Annotated in this window: 16 protein-coding genes; 10 read left to right on the top strand and 6 right to left on the bottom strand. The window is 61.4% G+C overall.

Features of this window, described 5'->3' with window-relative positions; all coding sequences use genetic code 11:
* Positions 1–77 precede the first annotated feature (77 nt).
* Together A9D60_RS09970 and A9D60_RS09975 are read right to left on the bottom strand one after the other, a co-directional pair.
* Positions 78–407: an SPW repeat domain-containing protein gene (locus A9D60_RS09970; RefSeq protein ID WP_175392931.1), complete on the bottom strand. Its 330-nt coding sequence runs from the start codon at positions 405–407 to the stop codon at positions 78–80.
* A 55-nt stretch (positions 408–462) separates the two neighbouring features.
* Positions 463–1,113: a BON domain-containing protein gene (locus A9D60_RS09975; protein WP_058288124.1), complete on the bottom strand. Its 651-nt coding sequence runs from the start codon at positions 1,111–1,113 to the stop codon at positions 463–465.
* 159 nt (positions 1,114–1,272) lie between these two features.
* Between A9D60_RS09975 and A9D60_RS09980 the strand changes: the two genes are divergently transcribed.
* The 3 genes from A9D60_RS09980 to A9D60_RS09990 all read left to right on the top strand — a co-directional run bounded on the left by A9D60_RS09980 (position 1,273) and on the right by A9D60_RS09990 (position 5,410).
* A complete protein-coding gene (locus A9D60_RS09980) occupies positions 1,273–2,157 on the top strand; it encodes a LysR family transcriptional regulator (protein ID WP_065267439.1) in 885 nt (294 codons plus the stop codon).
* A gap of 132 nt (positions 2,158–2,289) precedes the next feature.
* Positions 2,290–3,921: a chaperonin GroEL gene (gene groL, locus A9D60_RS09985; protein ID WP_065267440.1), complete on the top strand. Its 1,632-nt coding sequence runs from the start codon at positions 2,290–2,292 to the stop codon at positions 3,919–3,921.
* A gap of 115 nt (positions 3,922–4,036) precedes the next feature.
* Positions 4,037–5,410: a magnesium transporter gene (locus A9D60_RS09990; RefSeq protein WP_065267441.1), complete on the top strand. Its 1,374-nt coding sequence runs from the start codon at positions 4,037–4,039 to the stop codon at positions 5,408–5,410.
* A 20-nt stretch (positions 5,411–5,430) separates the two neighbouring features.
* Here A9D60_RS09990 and A9D60_RS09995 read toward each other — a convergent pair whose 3' ends face one another.
* From A9D60_RS09995 to A9D60_RS10005, 3 genes are all read right to left on the bottom strand, one after another.
* Entirely contained in the window at positions 5,431–5,829 is a 399-nt protein-coding gene (locus tag A9D60_RS09995; RefSeq protein WP_065267442.1) for a CBS domain-containing protein, read from the bottom strand.
* An 86-nt stretch (positions 5,830–5,915) separates the two neighbouring features.
* The gene (locus A9D60_RS10000; RefSeq protein WP_065267443.1) at positions 5,916–6,215 is read right to left on the bottom strand and encodes a chaperone modulator CbpM; all 300 of its coding nucleotides are present in this window, start codon (positions 6,213–6,215) and stop codon (positions 5,916–5,918) included.
* 4 nt (positions 6,216–6,219) lie between these two features.
* Positions 6,220–7,152: a DnaJ C-terminal domain-containing protein gene (locus tag A9D60_RS10005; protein ID WP_065267444.1), complete on the bottom strand. Its 933-nt coding sequence runs from the start codon at positions 7,150–7,152 to the stop codon at positions 6,220–6,222.
* A 236-nt stretch (positions 7,153–7,388) separates the two neighbouring features.
* On the opposite strand from A9D60_RS10005, the gene A9D60_RS10010 reads away from it, so the two are divergent.
* The 6 genes from A9D60_RS10010 (at position 7,389) to lon (ending at position 12,869) form a co-directional block, all read left to right on the top strand.
* Positions 7,389–7,895 carry an Hsp20/alpha crystallin family protein gene (locus tag A9D60_RS10010; RefSeq protein WP_065267445.1) on the top strand — a complete coding sequence of 169 codons (507 nt, stop codon included), beginning with the start codon at positions 7,389–7,391 and terminating at the stop codon, positions 7,893–7,895.
* Between the two features lie 262 nt (positions 7,896–8,157).
* Complete coding sequence (locus A9D60_RS10015; protein ID WP_065267446.1) at positions 8,158–8,994, top strand: Crp/Fnr family transcriptional regulator; 837 nt, start codon at positions 8,158–8,160, stop codon at positions 8,992–8,994.
* A gap of 180 nt (positions 8,995–9,174) precedes the next feature.
* Positions 9,175–9,519, top strand: coding sequence for a hypothetical protein (locus tag A9D60_RS10020; protein ID WP_141117884.1), 345 nt, complete (start codon positions 9,175–9,177; stop codon positions 9,517–9,519).
* Positions 9,520–9,621: 102 nt separating this feature from the next.
* Positions 9,622–9,978: an SPW repeat protein gene (locus A9D60_RS10025; protein WP_065267448.1), complete on the top strand. Its 357-nt coding sequence runs from the start codon at positions 9,622–9,624 to the stop codon at positions 9,976–9,978.
* A gap of 81 nt (positions 9,979–10,059) precedes the next feature.
* Positions 10,060–10,479: an Hsp20/alpha crystallin family protein gene (locus A9D60_RS10030; RefSeq protein ID WP_065267449.1), complete on the top strand. Its 420-nt coding sequence runs from the start codon at positions 10,060–10,062 to the stop codon at positions 10,477–10,479.
* Positions 10,476–12,869 carry an endopeptidase La gene (gene lon / locus A9D60_RS10035; RefSeq protein WP_065267450.1) on the top strand — a complete coding sequence of 798 codons (2,394 nt, stop codon included), beginning with the start codon at positions 10,476–10,478 and terminating at the stop codon, positions 12,867–12,869. The genes A9D60_RS10030 and lon overlap by 4 nt, the downstream gene beginning before the upstream one ends.
* Before the next feature lie 87 nt (positions 12,870–12,956).
* On the opposite strand, the gene A9D60_RS10040 is transcribed toward lon, so the two are convergent.
* On the bottom strand, positions 12,957–13,235 hold the full coding sequence (locus A9D60_RS10040; protein WP_141117885.1) for a hypothetical protein: 279 nt from the start codon (positions 13,233–13,235) through the stop codon (positions 12,957–12,959).
* 675 nt (positions 13,236–13,910) lie between these two features.
* On the opposite strand from A9D60_RS10040, the gene A9D60_RS10045 reads away from it, so the two are divergent.
* Complete coding sequence (locus A9D60_RS10045; RefSeq protein WP_254656664.1) at positions 13,911–14,843, top strand: calcium/sodium antiporter; 933 nt, start codon at positions 13,911–13,913, stop codon at positions 14,841–14,843.
* Positions 14,844–14,856 lie beyond the last annotated feature (13 nt).

Below are 14,856 nucleotides of genomic sequence, written 5' to 3' on the forward strand. Positions count from 1 at the left end.
GCGAAGCGCGCATTGACTGCTGACAAGACTGATAGGGCTATTGTCTCCCATGGCCCGCTGCCCGATGGCGAAAAGGGTCAGGGCATGTCGTCCCAAGTAGGTTGCAGCAGTGATAAGCCTCCCATCAGCGCCAGCACAGAGCCGCAGACCAGTGATTGGGCCAGTGCGGCGGGAACCAGATAGAACCCGAGCATCCAAGGCGCCCAGATTACCCAAAGCCCAAGCAGCGTGATGGCCAGTTCCAGCCATCTGAGAAAGACAAACATTTCCAGCATGGCCAGTGCCGCTGCCGCTAGACCGGATGCCAGGGAGTTCATGGCGATATGCGTAAGGTCAAGGCCGACAGGCCAGTCGATGCGGAAGGCAAGCGGTGCCAGTAAAAGCCAAAGGCCAGCAGTGAAACTCACGCAGTCTTGCCAATGGGCGCGGTTCATTGTGCGAACCTTCTCTGAGTTGGGTAGATCACGGTTCCACGCTGAGACCGTCGACTACGCTGCTGACGCCAGGCACCGCCCAGGCAGCTCGTCGGGCGGCATCCCGTTCGGCCTCGGTGCGCACTCGCCCGGTCAATGTGACCGCGCGGTCGTCGATATTGATCTGAATGCCCTTGGCCTCCCTGGCGGCGTCGCGCCGCAGGGCGGTTTCAATGCTCATCCGAACGTTTGTGTGGCTGACTGCGGAGGTGATCCCGATTTGGTTGATGATTTGCTTTACACCTGAAACCTTCTGAACCGCCCGTTCGGCCGCGGCTTTCTCAAAGCTCCAGCCGGCCTGTCCGGTGAGGGTCAGAACGCCGTGCTCGACCTCGACCTTGACCGTGTCCTTGGGGACCGAGTCGCCCCAGCGCAGTGCCTCAACCGCACGCCTGGCGATTTCATCGTCAGCGTCCAGATGCTCACCGATGGGCCGCACTTCAATTTCCATCACGACAGCGCGCACGCCGCTGACGCGTTTGACGGTCTTGCCGATTGCCTGTTTCTGCGCGCCGGTTGGAACATGGCCGGTGAGGGTCGCGATCCCATCCTCCACGGAGACGCCGATTGAGGCCGCGTCGATGCTGGGGACGAGGTCCAGTTCCTCGATGATTTCCCGTCTGAGTGTGGTGTCTTTCATGGCTGGATTCCCGAACGCACCGCAGCGCCTTTCGCCGCGGTGACACCAGTATGAGCCATTTGCCGGAAGTTTCATTGATGGCGGGCAAGACTTGTGTCTCCGCGCTTCGGGACACGGGAAGCTTCTGTTAGACTGTATCGCCCGCATTGGAGATGAGCCATGGATATCGAACTGGCACGGACCTTTCTGGCTGTGGCCGAAACCGGCAGCTTTCTGGAGGCCGCCAAGCGGGTGCATGTGGCTCAGTCGACCGTCAGCCTGCGCATCCGTGCGCTGGAACAGCAGCTGGGGCGGAGCCTGTTTGACCGCAGCAAGACTGGGGCAGCGCTGACAGAGGCCGGGCGGCATTTTCAGCGCCATGCGCAGACATTGGCGCGGACTTGGATGCAGGCCAAACTGGATGCGGCGCTGCCTGCTGGGATGGAGACGGTGCTGGCGGTCGGGGCGCCCCCCAGCCTGTGGGACGGGTTCCTGACTGGAGCCTTGCCGGGTCTGCGGCGGGCGCTCCCAGAAGTGGCAGTGCGGGCATCAGCCATGGCGTCTGACGCTCTTGTCCAACTGTTCGGCCAAGGCGGACTGGACCTGATGGTCGCCTACCGTCCTCAAGCGGCGGCGGGGCTGGCGGTGGAGCAGCTGTTCGAGGATGAATTTGTGCTGGTCAGCAGCGACCCGGACACCAGCACGGATCCGTTCGGCACCGAGTATGTGCTGGTCGACTGGGGGCCGGAATTTCGCGCCGATCACCTGCTGGTCTTGCCGGACATTCGCACGCCGGGGTTGCAGCTGGATATCGGAACGCTGGCCTTGCAGCACCTGCGGAACGTGCCGGCCTCCGCCTACTTTCCTAAACGGCTGGTTGCGGCGGATCTGAGGGCGGGCTGGCTGCGCCGGATCGAAGGGGCGCCGCGGTTTGGCTATTCGGCCTATGCCGTGATCAGTGAAGGTCAACGCGGTGAGTATGCGGGGCAGGCGGTGCAATTTTTGCGGCAGTATGCCCTCGGTGGCGGAACCGTGGAGCGGGATGAGGCGGTAGGTGGCGTGTAGGGCACTGAAAAATATGATGTATTCGAATACTCGATAACATCGGTGAGAAAAAATCATCACTGAAGCGCTTTTACAGATCAGGCGCATGGCACATTTTCGCGGGACGAGACAACTTTTGGCTGGATCAGTCCCATGAGTGCGAAAGACATCATTTTTTCCGAGAACGCCCGGCACCGTATGCTGGGCGGTGTAAATGTTCTTGCCGATGCGGTGAACGCGACGCTGGGTCCTCGCGGCCGTAACGTGCTGATCGAAAAAAGCTTTGGAGCGCCGCGCTCGACCAAAGACGGCGTGTCCGTTGCCAAGTCCATTGAGTTGCCGGACCTGGTGGAAAACACTGGTATCCGGCTGATCCGCGAAGTGGCGGAGCGCACTGCCAAGCTGGCAGGCGACGGCACGTCCACTGCCACTGTCCTGGCCCGCTCCATCCTGCGCGAAGGCTGCAAGGCGGTTGCAGCAGGGATGAACCCGATGGACGTGAAGCGCGGAATTGACCGCGGCGCCGAAGCCTTGGTGGAAGCGTTGACGGGTCTGTCGCGCCCGGTGAACACCAGCGCGCAAATCACACAGGTTGCAACCATTGCTTCCAATGGCGACACCGAGGCCGGGCAAATTCTGACCGAAGCGATGGAGCGGGTAGGGAGAACCGGGGTGATCACCATCGAGGAGGCCAAGTCGCGCGAAACCCGGTTGGAAACGGTGGAGGGAATGCAATTTGATCGCGGTTACCTTTCCCCTTATTTCATCACCGAGGCGGACAGCCTCAGCGTGGAGTTGGAAGCGCCGTTCATCCTTCTGTTTGACAAGAAAATCTCAAATCTAGCGCCGTTTATTCCGGTGCTGGAGGCGGTGATCAAACACGGAAAGCCGGTACTGGTGATTGCCGAGGATGTGGATGGGGAGGCACTGGCGGCTCTGGTTGTCAACAAGCTGCGCGGCAGCCTGCAATGCGCTGCGGTGAAGGCGCCCGGTTTTGGCGACCGCCGCAAGGAGATGCTGCAGGACATTGCAGTGCTGACCGGAGCCACAGTCATTTCCGCCGATTTGGGTATGAAGCTAGAGAATGTCACGCTGGACATGCTGGGGCAGGCGGCGCGGGTTATGGTCAGCAAGGATGACACCACACTAGTCGGCGGCGGCGGTGCCAAACCGGAAATAGAGGCGCGCTGCAAAGCGATCCGGCAGCAGATCGAAGAAACAAAGTCTGACTATGACCGAGAAAAGCTGGAGGAGCGGCTGGCGAAGCTGAGCGGCGGTGTCGCGATTGTCCAGGTCGGCGGTGCCAGCGAAGCGGAGGTTAAGGAGCGCAAGGACCGGATCGAGGATGCGCTGCATGCCACCCGCGCGGCGACCGAGGAAGGGATTGTGCCGGGCGGCGGCGCAGCGCTGCTCTATGCGGCGCGGGCGCTGGATGGGCTGGAAGCCGCAAACGGCGATATGCGGGCTGGCATTGCCATCATCCGCAAAGCGGCGGCAGAGCCGGTGCGCCGGATTATCCGTAATGCGGGCAAGGACGAAGCGCTGATCGCAGGCAAGCTGCTGGAGAAGAACGACACCGCCTGGGGCTACGATGCGCAGAATGACTGTTTGGCCGACATGTTCGAGGCGGGGATCGTGGATCCTGCCAAGGTGGTGCGGATCGCCTTGCAAAACGCAGTGTCGGTTGCCGGTCTCATGATGACCACCGAAGCGGTGGTGGTGGACCATCCCAAGGCGGCAGCGCACTCCGCTTATCCGGGTGGCTTGGACGGTATGGATTTCTAACGCGGCCTTGCGGCTTCCGGTGCAGCAGACTGAAGCCTTGTGGTGAAGTTGCAGCCGGGCGGCACTGCCTTTCGATGGTTTGTTTCCGCTGCCGCTCAGACAGAATGAGAAAAACATGGCCGATACCAGGACAGACCCCGGCAACGTGAACGAGGCCGAAGATCGGCTCAACCGGGCACTGGCGGAGCGGGACGGTGCGGCGCTGGCAGAGGTGCTGGAGCCGCTTGCACTTAGTGATGCGCTGCGAGAGCTGACCAACCTTCCGCCAGAGGACCGGAGCCTTGCGCTGTCGCTGCTTCCTGCTGCGCGGGCTGCGGAAATCGTCGAGGAAGCCCCGAACGAGCTGGCTGCCAGCCTCGTGGTGGGGTTGGAATCCGGGACCGCCGCCGGGATCATTGATGAACTGGGTTCGAACATCAGGGCCGATGTGATCGGCGGTCTTGATGATACGGAGGCGGAGGCTATTCTGGCTCGTTTGACGCCGGCTGATGCAGCTGACGTCAGGCGTCTTTCAAGTTACGAAGGCCACGTCGCCGGCGGTCTTATGGCAGCAGAGGCCTTCACGTTTCAGGAATCTGACAAGGTCGGCGATGTCTTGCGGCGTTTCGTTTCGGATTCCGAGGATTTCGAACGGTATCGTGGTCAGCACCCCTATGTGGTCAATTCCAGCGGCGTTCCTGTAGGAGTGGTTTCGCTGCGACGGCTGCTGACTACCCGCCGGGGGGCCAGCCTGACGGAGATCATGACAGCGCCGCTGACTGTTCCGGCCAACACGCCGCTGGAGGAGCTTCAGGATATTTTCAATGAACATCCGTTTCTGGGGCTTCCGATTGTGGAGGAGGGCGGTGTGCTGGCTGGTGTGGTCTCGCGCTCTGCCGTGGATGAGGCGCTGCTTTCGCGGGCTGAGACGGAGAACCTGCGGCGGCAAGGGGTGTTTGGAGACGAACTGCGGACGATGCCGTTGAAACTGCGCGCTCGCCGGCGACTGCAATGGCTGTCGGCAAATATCGTTCTCAACGTCATCGCTGCGAGCGTTATTGCAGCCTACGAGGAGACCCTGGCGGCGGTGATTGCTATTGCTGTCTTTCTGCCAATGGTTTCGGACATGAGCGGCTGCTCCGGCAATCAGGCTGTTGCAGTCAGCATGCGCGAGCTTTCTCTGGGTTTGGCACGTCCCGCTGATGTCTGGCGTATTTGGAAGAAAGAAGCGGCAGTTGGTGTGATCAACGGGATTGTTCTTGGTATCCTGATCGGGCTTGTGGCCTGGGGCTGGAAGGGCAATCCGTTTTTGGGGCTTGTGATCGGCGGGGCGCTGGCTCTGAACACTTTTGTGGCTGTGTCAATCGGCGGTATCGTTCCCTTGGTGCTGAAACGTGCCGGCCAGGACCCTGCTGCCGCCAGCGGGCCGTTGCTGACCACGATCACCGACATGGCCGGGTTTTTCCTGGTCCTCAGCTTTGCTAGCGCGATGATGCCGTTCCTGGTATGACACCTGTGTCTCCCGGCAAATCATGCCGCGGATTCACTCCCTTGGCCCTGCGCCGCCCGTTGTGGCTCGCCTCCTAGGCGGAGCATTCCGCAAAGCCGCCCCTTTCCGTCCAGCACCGGCATTTGCCGGAACCGCCCGATCCCCATCAGAAATACCGCATCATCCAAAGGTTCATCGGCACTGCAATAGACTGGGTTGCGGGTCATAACTTCACCGGCGGTCACCGTGGCGGGGTCGCCGCCGGCTGCCAGCACCCGGATCACTATATCCCGGTCAGTGAGAATGCCTAGCAGGCAGTCCCTGCTGCCGATGACAACCGCACCCGTGTTCTGCTGCTGCATGATACGCGCGATACTGCGGATGGGAGTATTCGTCCCAGCGGTCGCAGTTGCACGTGACATGGCCTGCCTGACTATCATAGCTGCACTCCTGTACTGAACGTTGGGAGGATAACCTTCCGGGCCGAAACGGCATTGACCGCCGTCAACAGCCCGCGAACCGCCAGTCAGAGGTTTTCGTACCGGCCGAGCTGCCGCAGGAGATGTTCCCGCTGCTCCAGAAGGTCCAGCACCAGTGCCACGCCGGCGGCATTGATACCCAGATCGCAGCTGAGCCGCCGCGCCTTCTTGGCGCGGGTTATGGATAGGCCGTGGAAGCGCCAGTTCGCCGCTCCGGTGCCTTCGGGTTCCAGGACGCCTTGCTGCACCAGTTCCACGACCCAGCTCTCTTCGGCGCGGCAAAAACGGCATAATTGCTGCAGGGTAAGACTGTCGAGAATCTGGCTTTCCGGTGCGGTGGTTTTCATGCGCTTATCCCCCTATGCTGGCGCGCGGGTTGAACGGGATTTCCCGGGCCATTTGCTCAAACAGTCTGCGAGCGGCATCGGTCGTGACCTTCGGGTTTACTATCTTGAGAGTGGCGTAGATGTCGCCGGAGGGCGATCCTGGCAGCCCCTTGCCCCTAAGGCGAAGGATCTGGCCATTGCGGGCGTTGGGCGGCACTTTCACCGCGAGGCTGCCAACTGGCGCGGGCATACGGATTTTGCCGCCGAGAACCGCCTCCCAAGGCGCTAGCGGCAGATCGAGGTACAGATCCTTGCCGTCGGCCCGGTAAACCGGGTGGGGTGCAAAGAACACTTCCAGCAGAAGGTCGCCGGGCGGACCACCGCCGGGAGACTGCGGACCTTGGCCGGGCAGACGGATGTGCTGGCCTTCCACAATCCCCTTGGGGATATAGACCGGGATATCGCGGGACTTCAGCTGTACGGTCCCATCTTCGACTGCTACAGGGGTCTGCAGCGTCAGCACCCGGCTGCCGCCAGTGTAGGCGTCCGGGATATCGATCCGGATGCGGGCATGCTGGCTGGTGCTGCGTTCGTGCCTTGCCTTGGCAAAGGGCGAGGGCCGACGGAACAGGGTTTCGAAGAAGTCGCTGAAAACTTCGCCCCGATCAGTGCCGCCGCTGGTAAAGCGGAACCCCTGCTGCCAGCCTGGCGGCGGTGTGAAGGCCCCGCCGGAGGATTGTTGCTGCTGGTTCCAGAGCCGGTCATAGGCGGCGCGCCGCTCTGGATCCTTCAGCACCTCGTAAGCTTCGGTAATCTCCCGGAACCGCGTCTCGGCCTCGGGAGAGGCGTTGATGTCGGGATGAAACTGGCGCGCCAGTCTGCGGTAGGCTCGCTTGATCTCTTCGCTGCCGGCGTCCTTCTCCAACTCCAACGCCTGGTAATAATCCTTGAACTCCATGCCAGCGCCTCCGCTGCTCCGGTCCTTCCGCAACTGTGCCACACCGGCGCCGGGGGGCGATTGACGGCCATCAATGCCGTACAGCCGGGAATCTGCGACATATGTGCGGTACGCAGCTTGTCCCCATGACGGCTAGATGCAGCCGGAACTTTCCGGCTGACGCGGAACCTCCTTCAGCCGGGAAATCCGGCCAGGACAACCGGCTGAAGGATCAATCGGACAGAGGAGCTTTGGGTATGTCCAAGACATCGAAACTTCCAGCCGGCAGGTCAGACGCCTCCTTACCAGCAAGTTGGATGGGCTTCAGCAGCCTGCGGGACGAGATTGACCGGATGTTTGCGGCCCTTGAGCCGATGAATATGCTACAACGCGGCTTTTCTGACGGGGAACCTGTGGGCCGCGTGATGCAGCCGTTCCCTGCCATTGACGTGACTGAAGCAGAAGATGGCTACCAGGTTTCGGCAGAGCTGCCTGGTGTTGCATTGGAAGATATCGACATCAAACTGGCCAATGGAACCCTGACTATTCAGGGCGAAAAGACTGAGCAAAAGGATGAGGCCGGCAAAGGGTATCACCTGAGCGAACGGCGCTGGGGGAAATTCCAGCGGCTACTGAGGGTGCCGGACAATGTGGATGAAGGCCGTATTGAGGCGCGCTATGCCAATGGGATACTGCTGGTGACGCTTCCCAAATCGGAAACAGCGCTTGCCGCAGAACGGACAATTGAAGTCAGTGCCGGCTGAACCAGCCTGAGCACGGCAATGGTCCGCGGCGGGCATTGGGGATAGCAGGCCGTAAGGGGGAAAGGCGGGCTGCTGCCCGCCGCGGATCAGAAAATTGCGGTGAATGTTCCGTTGTTCCGGGAACGCGTTGCGCACAATTCTTTACAAAACAGTCTCTTCCTCAAAGCGGCTGGCAGGCGCAGACTGGCACTCCGCTGGCAGCGCTGCGCCGGTGAGTCGCGCCGTGTCTGCCTGGTTCATCCTGTCTGGGGGGAGAGCCGGAATGCATTACGGGAAATTCACAGCCACTGCTTCTGCAGGGCGCTGCCGGGCGTGCCCGGTCAGCCACCTGGGTATTTGCGCAGCAGCGGGGGAGCAGGTCTCTGCTTCATTTTCAAGCCGGGCCCGTCTGGCCGGGTTCCGGGCGGGGGAAACGATTGTGCCGCAGGGCGAAAAGGCCGGGTACGGCGGCATCATCGTGGAAGGCGCGGTGAAAGTCGTAAGCATTACGGAAGCCGGCGCGGCGCATGTGCTGCAGCTGCTGCATCCAGGTGAATGGGTTGGTCCGGTGTTTCCGGAGCGGCCGGGCGTCGCCTGGGATGCCGCGAACGATGTCAAAATTTGCTGGATAGCGCTGCCTGCGCTGGAGGCGCTGATGCAGAAGGAACCCAAGCTGAGCCAGGCGCTGCTTACCGCTGCCACCCGCCAGTTGAATGCACAGTGGGACTGGGCAGTTCTGCTGCGCAGCGGCGGCACATTATGCAGGGTGGCCAGCTGGCTGCTGCGCCAAGCTAAGGAGGCAGGTGCTGAACAGGGCGGCTGCGGCCAAAGTGAGGTTGTAGTTATCGACCTGCGGCGCCGGGATTTGGCCTCATTGCTGGATATGACGGTGGAGACCCTGTGCCGGGCGCTGAGCCAACTGGAGCAGCGCCAAGCCATCGTTATGCTGACCCCGAAACAGGCTGCGATCAGCAATATGGGTGTGTTGCAGCAGATTGCGCGGAGCGAGCATGGTGCAGGGGAGGGGAAGGCAGAATTAGGTGGATCGCTTCCGCATAATTCCGAACTTGTGAAGCACTCGCCGTCTGCCGCCAGCGAAGCTTCCAGTAGCGGCGCTTGATCAGCCAAAACCTGCTGGAGCTCGACCGGGCAGGGCAGGAACCGGTCGGCCTATGACCGCTGTCAATGCCCCGCCGGCAGGGATGTGGTTTGGGTGGCCTTGTTCATACTATTGCGGAGCAAAACCACGGAGGGTGTCATGAAAGTGTCCAGTCAGCAATTTCAGAATGAGCGACCAGCCATGGCTGCGGATCGAACGGTCCCTTTGCCGGTAGCGCAGGCAATGCAGGTCTGTGCCGAAGTCTGGGGGGAGGCCTGCAGTTTCACCATGGCCCGTCTCGACGAAAACTTCAAAACGCAGCACTGCATACTGGGCTGCATCAGTCTTGACGAGATCCAGATGGTGCAATGGCGCCATGTTCAGAAGATGATGGATGATTACCACGAAGAAGCCGGGCGAATGGCCCGGTACTGGCAGGGATTGCCGGAAACTCCGCGGTTTCAGCCTGCGCCGTGGGGGCATCAGCCGGCAGGGCGCCGCGATGGAAAGGCTCCGGAGCACCCGGCTGGCAGTCAGGCAGCGTAGGGTCTGCGGTCCGGCGGGTTGACTGCTGTCAATGAAATCCTGTGCCGATGCGGCAGACTGGAGGTAAGGCAGTTTTCTGCCGTTTGGGGAAAGGACGTGCCGATGATACGCAAGCATTGGCAGAATTGGATCATCACCGCCTTGGGTTGCTGGCTCGCCGTCACGCCGTGGCTTCATAATTCAGGGCTAGCCGACGGCGGTTTGGCCATCCCGGTCAGCTGGAGCTTCATCGCAGCCGGATCGGCAGCCGCAGTCCTGGCGGCCGCAGCCCAGTACACAGGAAACAGCTGGGAGGAATGGGGCTGCGTGGCAATTGGTCTTTGGCTGGTCCTCTCGCCTTGGACACTTGGATTTACTGACAATGAGCCGGTTGCATGGACGGCGGTTCTAAGCGGTGGGGCTATCATGGTGCTGGCCGGTTGGTGCATCGCGCAGGACCCCTGGCGGAGGAAAACCTGACCCAGCGCTTGGCAGGCGGGTGCTCTGAGGCCTGCGGCAGAAACTCCGGGTAAGGGAAACTAGGATAAACTTTGGTGAAGCATGGACCGTCAGCCTCCTGAGAACATGTTGCTTTCCGAAGCGATGGCGCAGCTTGCGGCGACAGAGAAGTTCTGCCGCCAGCTGTTTCTGCTCACATCCTTGCAGGACGGGCAGCCCTGCTGGGAACCGCCGGTGGATCTCTTGGAAACCGACGACGAGCTGCTTGTCTATGTGGTGTTGCCAGGCGCCAAGGCCGATGACGTTGAGGTGCGCATCAGAAACAACGAACTGATCATCCGGGGGCGGCGGGAGCCGCCGCCGGAGCTGTGCCATGCCACAGTGATCCGGCTAGAGCTGCCCTTTGGCCGGTTCGAACGGCGCATTCCGATCCCGCCGGGCACCTATGCCGTCAAGCGGCAGACGGTGCGGGGGCATTTGCTGATCCGGCTGTGCAAGAGCGGAGAGGGAGAGACGGCATGAACCAAGCCAGCGCTTCTGATATGGCCCAGCTGCAGGACATGCAGAACGTTCCGTTGCCGGAAGACGGGTTGATTCTGCTGCCGGTGCGCGACGTGGTCGCCTTTCCCGGCACAGTTTTCCCTGTCTCTACCGGGCGAGCCAAATCCATTGCGGCAATCCAGCAGGCGATCCGCCAGTCGCGGCCTGTAGGGCTGCTGCTGCAGCGCAACCCGGCGGTCAGCGATCCCAGGGCGGAGGATCTATTTCGCATTGGCTGCACTGCGAATATCCTTCGGCTGATGACTTCGCCCGACGGCGCGCATCACATAATCTGCCAGGGAGTGGCCCGGTTTAGGCTGGTCGAGATGCTGAAGGGGCCGCCGTTTCCGGTGGGCCGGGTGCTGAACCTGCCAGATGTGACCAGCCATCTGCCGCAGGTCGAGGCCCGGTTTTTGCATCTCAGAAGCCAAGCGGCAGAGCTGCTGTCGCTGTTGCCGCAGAGCCCCGCTGGGTTGGAGGACGCGGCCCAAGCAGCCACCGAGCCGGGGGCGTTGGCGGATCTGGCAGCGGCCTATTCCGACATCCCAATTGAGGATCGGCAAGAGATCCTTGAAACCGTCGATATTGCTGCCCGGTTGGACAAGGTGTCGAAGATCCTGGCGCGGCGGCTGGAAGTGCTGCGCATCACCCGAGAGATCAGCGAACAGACGCGTGCCGCTTTTGACGAACGCCACCGCGAGGCAATCCTGCGCGAGCAGTTGGCGGCAATCCAGCATGAGCTGGGCGAGGACGGCAGCAATGCGGAGGAGATTGCTCAATTGGGCGAGGCAATCACTCGGGCCGGTATGCCGCCGGAAGCCGAGGCAATGGCACGCAAGGAGCTGACCCGCTATGCCCGCCTTTCCGATGCCGCCGGGGAAGGGGCGGTTCTGCGAAACTGGCTCGACTGGATGGTGGAATTGCCCTGGCAGGCGCCAAGCGGCCGGCCGGTTAGCCTGATCCAGGCGCGGGGCATCCTGAACGCCGACCACTATGGGCTGGAAAAAGTCAAAGCGCGGATCATCGAGTTCCTGGCTGTGCGCAAGTTGTCACCGGAAAGCCGGGCGCCGATCCTGTGCTTTTCCGGGCCGCCAGGGGTTGGAAAAACCTCCCTGGGCCAGTCGATTGCGCGCGCCCTGGGGCGGACCTTTGGCCGGGTCAGCCTGGGCGGAGTGCATGACGAGGCCGAGATCCGCGGCCACCGGCGCACCTATATCGGGGCGCTGCCCGGCAGTATTATTCAGGCGGTGCGGCGGGCCGGCAGCCGAGATTGCGTGCTGATGCTGGATGAAATCGACAAGCTGGGCCACGGTATCCAGGGCGATCCCTCGGCAGCGCTTCTGGAAGTGCTGGACCCGGAACAGAACAGCACATTCCGCGACAATTACCTTGGGGTGGATTTCGACCTGTCTCGAGTGGTGTTCCTGATCACGGCCAACATGCTGGAAGGCATTCCGCGGCCGCTCCTGGACAGGATGGAGGTAATCAGCCTGCCGGGTTACACCGAAGAAGAAAAGCTGGAGATCGCCAAGCGCTATCTGGTGCCGCGGCAACTGAGGGCCAACGGTTTGATGTACGAGCGCCTCCGGTTCACACCGCCGGCGCTGCGGCTGATAATCCGCAGCTATACCAGGGAAGCCGGGGTGCGCCAGCTGGAACGTCAGATCGGCGCCGTCCTGCGGGCTGCAGCTGTGCGCTATGCTGAAGGCAAGCCCGCGAAAAACAAGCTTGGGGTGGATCAGGTGGAGGCCGCGCTGGGTGCGCCGCTGTTTGAAAATGAGACCGCGCTGCGCATCAGTACGCCAGGTGTTGCCACCGGGCTAGCCTGGACGCCTGCCGGAGGCGACATCCTGTTTATCGAGGCCAGCCGAGCGCCGGGCAAGGGGCGGCTGATCCTCACTGGCCAATTGGGTGAGGTGATGCGGGAAAGCGCCCAGACCGCGTTGTCGCTTTTGAAGTCCCAGGCCGGGAGTCTGGGTCTGGAGGCCAAGAGCTTTGACGGCGTTGACATTCACGTCCACGTGCCCGCCGGCGCCACGCCAAAGGACGGTCCCAGCGCCGGGGTGGCGATTTACACCGCGCTGGCTTCCCTGTTTCTGGACCGTACTGTGCGCAACGATACTGCGATGACCGGAGAGATATCGCTACGCGGGGTTGTGCTGCCTGTGGGCGGGATCAAGGAAAAAGTACTGGCCGCGGCTGCAGCGGGGATTACCCGGGTGATGCTGCCGGCTCGCAACCGGCGCGACCTGGATGACATTCCCGAAAGTACCCGCAAGCAGCTGGATTTCATCTGGCTCGACACTGCCAGTGAGGCGTTGCGTAAAGCGCTGCAGCGCGCTGCGGACCGAAAGGGTGCAGCGGCTGGATAGGCGGCAAATTAGTTCCGAACAAAGGTCCGGGCGCCGACAGATTAGGCGCCCGGATTTTTTTAAGCCCTAGAACTTCATCAGTCGTTGTCATTCAGCGGTTGCGAACCCGTCTTCTTCGATCAAAACATGATCATCGGGATGGAACGTTTGCCCGGTTCCGTCTGCAAGCTTTAGCAGGCAGCCTTCGCCGCAAGCTTCAGTTGCGGATTCACCCGGGTCCAGTGCGATCTCAAAACTATCGCTGCCGGAACTGAAGGTGACAGTTACTGAGTCGCTCCTGGTGTTGGTGATCGTAAGCGCGTTTGCGCCGCTGGCCAAAACCAGGGACATTGCGGCCAACATCCCTGCACTGGTTACTGTACTCATTTTTTGACACCCAGGACTGCAGGTTATTTCTTTCCGGAGTCCGATGCGGACTGGGCAGGCTTTCCGGAGGCAGACGCCGGCTTTGCCGGCGCCGGCTTGGGCTTCTTCGGTGTGGATCTTGGATCGGTCATGATGTTCACCTTGTCTCTGCGGGACCAATTTCCCGCAACGTGACGGTGGCGGATCGCAGCCGAAGATTCATTGACGGCGGGCAATGGCCTGGGCGCCATCGGCTAGTTGCTGCTGGTGCCCGCTTTAGGAACAAAAGGGTTTGCGCGACAGGTTTGCTTGTAATCCAGACTGGCTGGCTGGGCGGAAATCAGCTTCAGGCAACCAAGGCGGGGGACCGGCGCAAAGGGCCAAAGATCTAAAAGAATTTGCGACCCAAATTTGCGGGGTTAAACAGAGGTTCTTCTGTTGGCCGGATTTTCGAGAACGCGACGCTGCCCTTTAGCGGGTTCTCTTGCAGGACCGGCTGCCGCATCCCATCTGCGGAAGGTAAACCGGCGTGGGCTTGTGCTCTGCCATGGCAGCGCCGGGTCAATGAGCCCGGATTCGGGATGCGAAGGTTCAGGACAATGAATGTGGAAACAGGTCTGCGGATGCCAGCGCCGGAATTCCGCATTCGGTCACACCCGAGTCTGGGCAGGGGCCTGTCTTGCGGAGTTCAAGACTATGAGCTGGATGGATATTGCTAGCCTGGCCGCGGGTTTGGCAGCGCTGTTTCTTGGCGGCGAATTGCTGGTGCGTGGAGCGGCAGGCGTTGCAGAAAAACTAGGCCTGCCGATGTTTCTAATTGGGCTTACCGTAGTTGGGTTTGGCACTTCCATGCCGGAACTTCTGGTATCTCTGGATGCCGCTCAGCGCGGCATACCGGACATTGCCATTGGCAATGTAGTGGGTTCCAATATCAGCAACATTCTGCTGATCCTGGGGCTTGCAGCTTTGGTTCGGCCGATCCCGCTGGCACATGCTGTACCCAAGTGGGATGCAGTTGTCATGGCTGTGGCTGCTCAGGTGCTGTTTGTGCCTTTCTGGCAAGGACAAGTGGACCGCGCTGCGGGGGCGGTCCTGTGTGCTGCATTGGCGGCCTATCTGGCATTGGCGTACCAGAGCGCGCGTGCAGGCGCAGCGCTCGAGGATGCGAAGCCGGAAACCGCGAATGGACTGTGGCGGCCGCTGCTGGCTGCTGCCGCAGGGTTGGCGCTGCTGCTGCCCGGTGCCCGGCTGCTGGTCGACGGCGCGGTGGCAGTGGTGCGGGGCCTTGAGGTACCAGAGGCCTATATCGGCCTTACTGTGGTTGCTGTGGGCACTTCGTTGCCGGAGCTGGCAGCAACACTGGTGGCGGCATATCGGCGGAGGCCGGAAATTGCCTTGGGCAATATTGTCGGGTCGAATATTTTCAATGCGCTTGGCATCCTGGGACTGACTGCTGTTACCGTGCCGATACCGGTAGACCTGCGGTTCCTGGTTTTCGACCTGCCGGTAATGGCAGCGGTATCTGTCCTCCTGATGCTGATTTTGATGCGCGGGCAGTATCTGGGCCGCATTGCCGGGCTGTGCCTGCTCGCAGGGTTTGCGGTTTATGTCTGGAGGGCGCAGGCATGAGGGGAGCTGAGCG

The organism is Leisingera sp. JC1 (assembly GCF_001679925.1).
GTDB lineage: Bacteria > Pseudomonadota > Alphaproteobacteria > Rhodobacterales > Rhodobacteraceae > Leisingera.

Bases quoted from the DNA above. Each gene is read 5' to 3' on its own strand.
- A9D60_RS09975 (WP_058288124.1), bottom strand. From the start codon at position 1,113: ATGAAAGACACCACACTCAGACGGGAAATCATCGAGGAACTGGACCTC.
- A9D60_RS09980 (WP_065267439.1), top strand. From the start codon at position 1,273: ATGGATATCGAACTGGCACGGACCTTTCTGGCTGTGGCCGAAACCGGC.
- groL (WP_065267440.1), top strand. From the start codon at position 2,290: ATGAGTGCGAAAGACATCATTTTTTCCGAGAACGCCCGGCACCGTATG.
- A9D60_RS09990 (WP_065267441.1), top strand. From the start codon at position 4,037: ATGGCCGATACCAGGACAGACCCCGGCAACGTGAACGAGGCCGAAGAT.
- A9D60_RS09995 (WP_065267442.1), bottom strand. From the start codon at position 5,829: ATGATAGTCAGGCAGGCCATGTCACGTGCAACTGCGACCGCTGGGACG.
- A9D60_RS10000 (WP_065267443.1), bottom strand. From the start codon at position 6,215: ATGAAAACCACCGCACCGGAAAGCCAGATTCTCGACAGTCTTACCCTG.
- A9D60_RS10005 (WP_065267444.1), bottom strand. From the start codon at position 7,152: ATGGAGTTCAAGGATTATTACCAGGCGTTGGAGTTGGAGAAGGACGCC.
- A9D60_RS10010 (WP_065267445.1), top strand. From the start codon at position 7,389: ATGTCCAAGACATCGAAACTTCCAGCCGGCAGGTCAGACGCCTCCTTA.
- A9D60_RS10015 (WP_065267446.1), top strand. From the start codon at position 8,158: ATGCATTACGGGAAATTCACAGCCACTGCTTCTGCAGGGCGCTGCCGG.
- A9D60_RS10020 (WP_141117884.1), top strand. From the start codon at position 9,175: ATGGCTGCGGATCGAACGGTCCCTTTGCCGGTAGCGCAGGCAATGCAG.
- A9D60_RS10025 (WP_065267448.1), top strand. From the start codon at position 9,622: ATGATACGCAAGCATTGGCAGAATTGGATCATCACCGCCTTGGGTTGC.
- A9D60_RS10030 (WP_065267449.1), top strand. From the start codon at position 10,060: ATGGACCGTCAGCCTCCTGAGAACATGTTGCTTTCCGAAGCGATGGCG.
- lon (WP_065267450.1), top strand. From the start codon at position 10,476: ATGAACCAAGCCAGCGCTTCTGATATGGCCCAGCTGCAGGACATGCAG.
- A9D60_RS10040 (WP_141117885.1), bottom strand. From the start codon at position 13,235: ATGAGTACAGTAACCAGTGCAGGGATGTTGGCCGCAATGTCCCTGGTT.
- A9D60_RS10045 (WP_254656664.1), top strand. From the start codon at position 13,911: ATGAGCTGGATGGATATTGCTAGCCTGGCCGCGGGTTTGGCAGCGCTG.